This is a genomic window from Segatella sp. (assembly GCF_977051555.1).
In genome coordinates this window covers 50,286-58,534 of the sequence record NZ_CDRSSE010000017.1, presented here as the reverse complement: position 1 = coordinate 58,534, position 8,249 = coordinate 50,286, and the positions used below count along the sequence as shown (strand labels likewise).

The following is an 8,249-nucleotide window of genomic DNA, read 5'->3' as shown; positions in this document are numbered from 1 at the left end:
AGCTGTAAGGGATAACTATGCCCTATTGTGAACTAAACAGAGAAATCTATATCTAAGGAAACTAAAAAGTAAATATTATAAACGTTCTGTTACTGGTAGCTGTTAAGTCAAGATAAGATTTATGGAAATTAATAGATAGAAAAAGGGTGCGTCATGGACTTATGACACACCCCCTTCCTGTATTATGCCGTTAGGCGTTATAATGACTGTTACTCACCCCAATAATAGCCGCCTTCCATATCTGGTTTTTCATCGTCTGTGCCTCCTTGACCCATAGTCGAGGCTGCGAGGAGGGTGCAAGAGGTGATATTTACCACCTGCATTTTTGGCTTTATATATTCTTTCTTTTTCATATCCTTTTGATTTTAAAATCCTTTACTTAACCATGATTTTATAGGTCTTGCTGCCACGCTTCACGATATTCAGACCCTTCTGCAGACCATTGGTACGACGACCATTCACGTCATAGTATTCTGCGTTGGCATCGTTGCTGATAGCGTTGAGGTTGTCAATGGCAGTAGTGCCATCACCCTTTCCAATGCTCAGCATGGCTGCTCTTGCCTGATATTCATTGGCAGGATGGATGTATGCACGCATCGGTTTGATGCCCACGCCATTGCCATCAATCAAGTCAGAGACACGCCAGAACTTATCCTTACCAATGATGTAGTCGTTTTTGTCAAGACCCTGATTGTCATTGCCGCCAATCTTGGTGAATGAACCTACGAGGTTGACATCTGTGTTTGTTCCAGCTACTGGCTCTTTAACGAGGTCTGCATTTTGTGCAGAAATGTTGAGCTTCTGCACACCCTCATTCATCTTGAAGAGCACCGGAGTGCCGGCAGGGATTTTGCCCTCTTCGCAACTCTCAAGGGTGATGCAATCATTCATGATGTCAATACCAGTAAAACGATAGAACTTGCATCCTGTTTCTTGGCTCTGGTCAATGGCGAAAGGCAAGCAGAGCGTTCCCCAGGTGGAACCTTTAGGGATATCTCGGTTGTAAGATGCAGCCTTGGCAGCGAACGGCTCGTAAGCCACGAAATCCTTGCCGTCGTCAAGAACAAGATTCTCTGTAGCAAGAGTTTCTCCCGTTGCACCTATCTTCTCTTCACCATTCTTACCTACCAGCTTGGTGAAATAGCCAGTCTTGTAGTTGGCGTATTTGTGGTGGATCTTTCTTTCGTCATATTTATCTATAGCACCTTTGAGGTTTGTGCAACCTGAGAACATATTTTGACTATTATAAACCTCTTCCGTAACAAACTCATCGCTACCGTAGATGGTTATGAGAGTGGAGCAGTCACTGAACATATAGGACATGTCCTCCACCTTCGCAGTGTTGAAGTTAGAGAGGTCGAGTGAAGAGAGTTTGCTACAATTACAGAACATGTGTGTCATATTCGTCACATTCTCTGTATTGAACTTAGAGAGGTCGAGCGAAGAGAGTCCCCAACAACAACAGAACATGTAGGACATATCCGTCACATTCTCTGTATTGAACTTAGAGAGGTCGAGTGAAGAGAGTTTCCTACAATTATCGAACATGTATGACATATCCGTCACATTCTCTGTGTTAAGATTTCCCATGCCTTCTATCTGGGTCAGATTTTTGCAATTAGAGAACCAATCATAAAAGGTCGTTGGTCTTACATTCGCAAACGAAGAATGAAAGACCACCTTCTCGATTGAGCTGTTTTTTGCATTCCAGGCTGGAGAAGCGGATTTCTTATTCAAATCATAAGCTCCTTCCGGCTTAGGACCATAGCTGAACGTAAGAGTTTTCGTGGCATCATCAAACACGGCATTAGCACATGCAATAATCTCTTGTGTGGCATTCGCATCGCTAAAGCAGTTGTGGCATACATCGCACAGCCAATATTCTACAATACCATTTCTCTCCTCATAATGAGTAAGAGTGTGAGGCTTTAATTCATCATTCAAATATTCCTTCACAATTAAATGACAGATAGAGCATTCATATGTGGTATAGCCGTGCTCTGTGCAAGTAGCCTCAACGCTTTTGGCTTCGCCAAAGGCAGATGAGCCATCGGCTTTCAGGTGCGAACAGGTATTGAGTTTGAGTTTAAACTCGCCTACCTGCAATATGCTTCCACTATGAATAGCCGTGATTTCCCATTTAAAATATTGATAAGAGGTAGAACATTCGCAGGGGAAGTCGTACGAAGTATTGTTCTCATCCTTGAGCTTCGTGTCATTTTCTACCGCGTCGATAAGCACCCAAGCGCCATCTTTGCCTTCGTTGTTTCCATAGAGCTTCCATGACAACGGATTGCGACCTCCACATCCAAAATTAGCATTGTCGTTACCAGTTGTGATGGTGTAGCCCACAGGCACTCCTGCCTTGCTGGCTTCGAAGATGACGTAGGCTCCTTTGTTGCTGTCAAACGCGCAGCACCACTTAGTGTTATTGCCATCAACGAGATTAGGGTATTTCTCGTTATCGTACCCTTCAGGGTTACCCTTTAAGGCACTAAACGTTACAGACGTGTCGTAATCTGCCTGCGCCACCATACGTGTAGGCAGAAGCAACAACATGAACAACATCAATGGGAACAGGGCAAATCTACAGAACTTTGCCCCCCATAGTTCATACGGCCGACATGCGACCCATAGAATTGATTGGTAATTTTTTTCATAAATGAATACTATATTTGTTATTAATATTTATCTGCTTATTGCCGAAACTCACTTCAGGAAATACAAGAGGTTTAACGACATGATGTATATCGATGCCAGAAATAAATAGATATAAAACTGTTCCTGCTTGAAGAAATCGGAAAAGCTGAAGCGAGCCTTCCAATGATCCTCAAGATACATCCTGTACTCATGTATCATGACATATCCGAAGATAACACCTAACATGAGTGCCGCCACCCCGATGATAATCAGGGCGAGTTCTATCCTTGGTATGGTTTCTAATATTTCTTTCATGGCGCAAATATAGTGTTTTTTTCGGAAAAAGGGGTTCACTTTTTACACTTAGGTGTCTCCTTCGTGGGGGAAGGAGACACCTATTTAACTTATTTTTTCATTTCGCGATGCGTTTTTCTGGGTATTTTGCGAAAAAAAAGTTAGTCTTGCTTTTTATCCTCTGGGGTTACTTTTTCAGCCATTTTCTCCCACCACTCGGTAGGAGTACAGCCTTCCTTTAACTTGAAAATGCGGTACAGATAGGTGCGGGCAGAGAAACCTCACTCGGCTGGAATGATGTCAGCCATCGAGAAATATCGGGACCGCTCCCTCTTGGAAATATCCAACGAATGCGACAGGGTAATCATATTCAAGATGGTATCCCCTGCCGGCGCACCAGTCTTCCTACTATTCTCTCTTCAAACGTCACAGTTGTAAAGTTTCTTTATTCTGAAGTTTCACAAGTTCACGACTCTAATAATTCATTCCGAAGTACCAGAGAGGGATGATGATTCCATGCCCCGTCTCTATATCGTCTTTTACGATACGTCCGTTTTTTACATCCTCTATCTGCTTTTTACCTTTCTTCCTTCCGCCAATCTCAAAGGTATAATCACCAATGGTAAAGTCGGAAACCCTGGAGGAAGTAACATTCTGTTTTTCTCTCATCTGATTGTAGAAGAAAGTTTCCCTTATGTTTCCAATGTTGGGATTAGAGGTGAGTACTGACATCAGACTTGGGTTATCAACATAAACTTTTTCCACCTTCCCCAGATTGCGCATACCCGAAGTATCATCTCTGAGCAGTCCTATCATTCCTGCACGCTCCAGATAGACGAGATAATCAGGCACGTTGTTCTTGCTTACCCCGATTTCTGTGGCGAGGTTCTCTACGCTTGGCTTGTAGGGAGCCAACCCGGAAAGAATAACGAGCATACGCTTCAGCTTGCGTGCTGTTGAAGCTTTCATATCAGCATATTGCGGAATGTCAACTTCTACCGTCTGGTCTATCACCTGCAGCATTCTTTGCGTAAAATCTCCCTCTATGGCAAATGGGTAATAGCCATGGTCGAGGTACGCTCTGAAAACAGGCAATGGATGGTCCAGCCCCGGAATCTCTACCTGGTGATTAAGTATTTCGTCGAGACTGAAAACTCTGGTCTTGATGCCTTCAAAAAGTTGCAGGTATTCCCTGAACGACATGCCTTGCATCATATACATCAGCGCCCGACGACTCAGATCAGCTTCGCCCTTCTTGATATCCAAGACCGATGAACCGGTAAAGATAAGGTTCAGGGATGGGTGCATGTCGTAAATTTGCTTCAGTTCTCTGCTCCAACCGGCATACTTGTGAATTTCATCTATATAAAGATGTGTTCCACCCTCCTTGATAAACTCGTCAGCAAAATCAATCAAGGAATGATTTGAAAAATAGATATTGTCGGCAGACACATACAGGTGATGGCCTTCCTTAGACAGCTTGATGCGCTGAAGTATCATGGTGGATTTTCCAACACCTCGCGGACCAACGATACCAACTAATCGTCCATTCCAGTTGATTTCATCATATTTATATCTGATGAAATCAAGCGGAGTACGTTTCAATAACTCCGCCATGTATTCATAAAGTTTATTGTCTATCATATCTTGCTCTTTTAGATGAATATCGTTTAAAACTGCAGCAAAGATACAAATAATCCCTCAATGAGGGATGAATTCTTTCGAAAAGTTCCCTCAATAAGGGATGAATTTAATCATTTTTATCCCTCATTGAGGGATTTTTACACATTGTTATTACCAAATGAGTTCGTGCCAAACTTGGCAAAAAACGCAAGTTTGGCACGAACTCAACTTATAGTTTCAGGAGTTTGGCAAACTCCCAGACTACGATGCCGGCTGTTACGCTGACATTCAGAGAATGCTTGGTACCGAACTGAGGAATCTCCAGACAGCCATTGCTCATATCCACGATGTTCTGCTTGACTCCCTTCACCTCGTTACCGAAAATCACGGCGTAGCCTTTGGAGAGGGAAGGGTGAGCCTCAGGCAGGTTCTGGAGCTTGGTGGAGCCTTCTACCTGCTCGATGCTATATACAAAGTAGCCTTTCTGCTTCAACTTCTCTACCGCCTCTTCGGTAGTCTTGAAGTATTCCCAATCCACGCTGTCTTCGCCACCCAATGCCGTCTTATGAATCTCGACATTGGGAGGGGTGGCGGTGATTCCGCAGAGATACACCGCCTCTACACGGAAGGCATCGCAGGAACGGAAAACACTTCCTACATTATATAATGAACGCACATCATCCAGGACCACTATCAGGGGCAGCTTCTCGGCTTCCTTGAATTCCTCCAGGGTGAGGCGATTCATCTCTATCGTTCTTAATTTGCGCATTATAATATACCTTTTATATATAATCAGAGGCGGTTAAGCCTCTGCCTCCTTGGTCTTGTAGGCAAGGGCATACATGCGAATCTGCTTGATCATCGCCAGAAGACCATTGCTGCGGGTTGGACTCAAATGGTCTTTCAGACCAATTTTCTCTACGAAATAGAGGTCGGCATCCATAATCTCGGTTGGGGTATGACCGCTCAACACACGGATGAGGAGGGCGATGATACCCTTTACGATGAGCGCATCGCTATCGGCAGTGAATACGAGCTTACCATCTACGTAATCGCATTGCAACCATACGCGGCTCTGACAGCCGTCGATAAGGTTCTGCTCGTTCTTGTATTTCTCATCGAGAGGAGCCAACTCGTTGCCCAAGTCAATGAGCATCTGATACTTATCCATCCAGTCGGTGAAATCCTGGAACTCCTCTACTACTTCATCCTGCAATTCATTAATTGTTGCCATTATTTTATTTCTTTAATTTCGTTTACTGTAATCAACTTATAGAGCTTGTCGTTAGGGCGTACCTTATCTGGTACAGGGATGGAAACTCTCCAGCCCTGCTGCGCTGTTTCTACCGGTTTCAGGTCGTAGCGGATTTCATCGGCATTGAGATACATTACGCCGGTGGTGTTACCCGTAATCAGCAGTTTCTCGCCCTTGTCGAAGGTAGATGCCTCTACGGCAACCTCTGCCACACCCAACTTAGAGAAATATTTCATCACCTTGCCCACGAGCACCTTCTTCTCGGTAGCTACGGAACCGTAATGCTTGTTCCATTCACCGAGAGTCTGGCCCTGGTAATAACCATCCCAGAAACCACGGTTGAAGACGGTGGCGAGTTTCTCATCCCACTCATCCTTCTTCTCCTCGGTAAAGGTTCCGTCGAGCACGGCAGCTATCGCCTCCTTATAACATTTCACTACGGTATATACGTATTCAGGACCACGGGCACGGCCTTCAATCTTGAAGACGCGCACACCGGCATCCATCATGCGGTCGATGAAGCGGATGGTCTTCAGATCCTTCGGACTCATCACATACTTGTTGTCGATTTCAAGCTGGTTGCCAGTTTCGTTATCTGTAACAGTATAGCTGCGGCGGCAGATCTGAACGCACTCGCCACGATTGGCAGAGCGGTTGGCATTGGCAAGGCTCATGTAGCACTTGCCCGATACAGCCATGCACAGAGCACCATGACAGAACATTTCGATGCGGATCTGCTTGCCCATAGGTCCGCAGATATTCTGCTGCTCTATCTGCTCATGGATGTGCTTCACCTGGTCCATGTTCAATTCACGTGCCAATACGGAAACATCAGCAAAGCGTGCATAAAACTTCAAAGCCTCTGTGTTTGAGATATTTAACTGTGTGGATAAGTGAACCTCCTCGCCCACTTCATTGCAATAGCTCATTACAGCCACATCGCTGGCGATGACAGCAGAGATGCCTGCCTCCTTGGCAGCATCGATGATTTCCTTCATCGTTGGGATGTCGTTATCGTAGATGACTGTATTGACGGTGAGATAGGTCTTGATACCATGCTCATTGCAGGTGGCAGCAATCTCACGCAAATCATCGATGGTAAAATGGTTGGCTGAATGGGAACGCATGTTCAACTTGCCGATACCAAAGTATACGGAATCGGCGCCAGCCTGTATGGCAGCAGCCAGTGACTCGCGTGAGCCCACTGGTGCCATCACTTCAAATTCGTTTATCTTTGTATTCATGAATGCAATTATCTTTTTTCGGGTACAAAGTTACACCAAAATGAAGACAAAACACAGAAAAATGGAGAAAAAATGACAGAAATTCGATTATATTGACAAATCAATCATGATTATTTGTCTATATTTGCCTAAAAATAAGAATAAATCCTTAGGATATTCTTCTTTTTATATGAATCCTATCCAGTCTTACGGCTGGTATTATTAATCAAAGTGAAAGCAGATGAAGAATGTTTTTACCTCAGGAATGATTCTGTTCCTGGCAATGACCACAATGGTTAGTTGCACACAAGAAAACGTGATGCTTGAAACAACACCACAAGTCAAGAACCAAGAAGTAAGATTCTGCTTCTTCGAAAGCTCCATTGTGCCTATCGGTCAGGATGAAGAGAGCAATCTTGCCAGAACGAGAGCCAACGGGAGCGAGAAATCGCTCAAGGATGCAAAACTCTACACAGATCTGCAAGTATGTCTCATTCCGAAAGGAGATGAAACTACTGCCGGCTATACCGTAAGACAGGAAAACTGGGATGACAAATTCGGAAACGTCAGCCTGCAGGTGCCGGCAGGAGAATACACGCTCGTTGCCGTAGCAGCAAAAACTGATTTGCAGCAGGAAGAACGAATCGAAGTAAAATCAAGGTATGAAATGACCTTTGCCAACAATATCGTACGCGATATGGCGTATACCCTGCAGAATATCAAGGTGGAAACGGGCAGCAAAGCCGTAACACAGAATGTTTCGCTGAAACGTGCCGTCAGCTGTTTCAGACTGGAAGCTACCGACCCGATGCCTCTTACTACCAATACGCAGGATATCACAATAAGCGGAAGCTGCGGTACGGTATTCAATCCTTCTACCGGATTCTGCAAAGAAAAGGCTACCATCACCCGAAGTTGGACTTTCGACCCCAAAAAATACCAGAAACCATACATCTTCTTCACACTCTACACCCTTCTGACCGGCAATGATGTAACCGACATTCATATAACAACTGCCGGAAAGGACAAGGAAGGAAAAGCAGTAAAGACCGTCAGCTTTGACAACGTACACCTGGTCATCGGAAAGAAGACTACCTATACCGGTCCGCTCTACACCTACCCTGCCAACAATATGTCGTTCACAGTCAACCAGCCGGAGATTCCAGCATCAGGCTATGACAAGAAATTTTAATAACCCATGGCGTTTTAAGAAA

Annotated in this window: 8 protein-coding genes; 1 reads left to right on the top strand and 7 read right to left on the bottom strand. The window is 44.6% G+C overall.

Annotated elements, in window-relative coordinates; translation table 11 throughout:
- Positions 1 to 209: 209 nt before the first annotated feature.
- The 7 genes from ACWJAO_RS06130 to ACWJAO_RS06100 all read right to left on the bottom strand — a co-directional run bounded on the left by ACWJAO_RS06130 (position 210) and on the right by ACWJAO_RS06100 (position 7,056).
- Positions 210 to 353 (bottom strand): hypothetical protein, encoded by a 144-nt coding sequence (locus tag ACWJAO_RS06130; protein WP_449139616.1) that lies wholly within the window; start codon positions 351 to 353, stop codon positions 210 to 212.
- A 22-nt stretch (positions 354 to 375) separates the two neighbouring features.
- Positions 376 to 2,559, bottom strand: a complete 2,184-nt coding sequence (locus tag ACWJAO_RS06125) for a BspA family leucine-rich repeat surface protein (RefSeq protein WP_449139615.1) — start codon at positions 2,557 to 2,559, stop codon at positions 376 to 378.
- Between the two features lie 150 nt (positions 2,560 to 2,709).
- Positions 2,710 to 2,955, bottom strand: coding sequence for a hypothetical protein (locus ACWJAO_RS06120; RefSeq protein ID WP_449139614.1), 246 nt, complete (start codon positions 2,953 to 2,955; stop codon positions 2,710 to 2,712).
- 453 nt (positions 2,956 to 3,408) lie between these two features.
- Positions 3,409 to 4,578 carry an ATP-binding protein gene (locus ACWJAO_RS06115; RefSeq protein WP_449139613.1) on the bottom strand — a complete coding sequence of 390 codons (1,170 nt, stop codon included), beginning with the start codon at positions 4,576 to 4,578 and terminating at the stop codon, positions 3,409 to 3,411.
- A 208-nt stretch (positions 4,579 to 4,786) separates the two neighbouring features.
- The gene (locus ACWJAO_RS06110; RefSeq protein ID WP_144152468.1) at positions 4,787 to 5,326 is read right to left on the bottom strand and encodes an RNA methyltransferase; all 540 of its coding nucleotides are present in this window, start codon (positions 5,324 to 5,326) and stop codon (positions 4,787 to 4,789) included.
- A 33-nt stretch (positions 5,327 to 5,359) separates the two neighbouring features.
- Positions 5,360 to 5,791 (bottom strand): SufE family protein, encoded by a 432-nt coding sequence (locus tag ACWJAO_RS06105; protein WP_006848257.1) that lies wholly within the window; start codon positions 5,789 to 5,791, stop codon positions 5,360 to 5,362.
- The gene (locus ACWJAO_RS06100; RefSeq protein WP_144152470.1) at positions 5,791 to 7,056 is read right to left on the bottom strand and encodes a peptidase U32 family protein; all 1,266 of its coding nucleotides are present in this window, start codon (positions 7,054 to 7,056) and stop codon (positions 5,791 to 5,793) included. The genes ACWJAO_RS06105 and ACWJAO_RS06100 overlap by 1 nt, the downstream gene beginning before the upstream one ends.
- A gap of 220 nt (positions 7,057 to 7,276) precedes the next feature.
- Between ACWJAO_RS06100 and ACWJAO_RS06095 the strand changes: the two genes are divergently transcribed.
- Entirely contained in the window at positions 7,277 to 8,227 is a 951-nt protein-coding gene (locus ACWJAO_RS06095) for a FimB/Mfa2 family fimbrial subunit (RefSeq protein WP_317585381.1), read from the top strand.
- Positions 8,228 to 8,249: the final 22 nt, after the last annotated feature.

What these genes read in the sequence shown, in the direction of transcription:
- ACWJAO_RS06130 (WP_449139616.1), bottom strand. Translation starts at nt 353, where the DNA reads ATGAAAAAGAAAGAATATATAAAGCCAAAAATGCAGGTGGTAAATATC.
- ACWJAO_RS06120 (WP_449139614.1), bottom strand. Translation starts at nt 2,955, where the DNA reads ATGAAAGAAATATTAGAAACCATACCAAGGATAGAACTCGCCCTGATT.
- ACWJAO_RS06110 (WP_144152468.1), bottom strand. Translation starts at nt 5,326, where the DNA reads ATGCGCAAATTAAGAACGATAGAGATGAATCGCCTCACCCTGGAGGAA.
- ACWJAO_RS06125 (WP_449139615.1), bottom strand. Translation starts at nt 2,559, where the DNA reads ATGTTGTTGCTTCTGCCTACACGTATGGTGGCGCAGGCAGATTACGAC.
- ACWJAO_RS06095 (WP_317585381.1), top strand. Translation starts at nt 7,277, where the DNA reads ATGAAGAATGTTTTTACCTCAGGAATGATTCTGTTCCTGGCAATGACC.
- ACWJAO_RS06115 (WP_449139613.1), bottom strand. Translation starts at nt 4,578, where the DNA reads ATGATAGACAATAAACTTTATGAATACATGGCGGAGTTATTGAAACGT.
- ACWJAO_RS06100 (WP_144152470.1), bottom strand. Translation starts at nt 7,056, where the DNA reads ATGAATACAAAGATAAACGAATTTGAAGTGATGGCACCAGTGGGCTCA.
- ACWJAO_RS06105 (WP_006848257.1), bottom strand. Translation starts at nt 5,791, where the DNA reads ATGGCAACAATTAATGAATTGCAGGATGAAGTAGTAGAGGAGTTCCAG.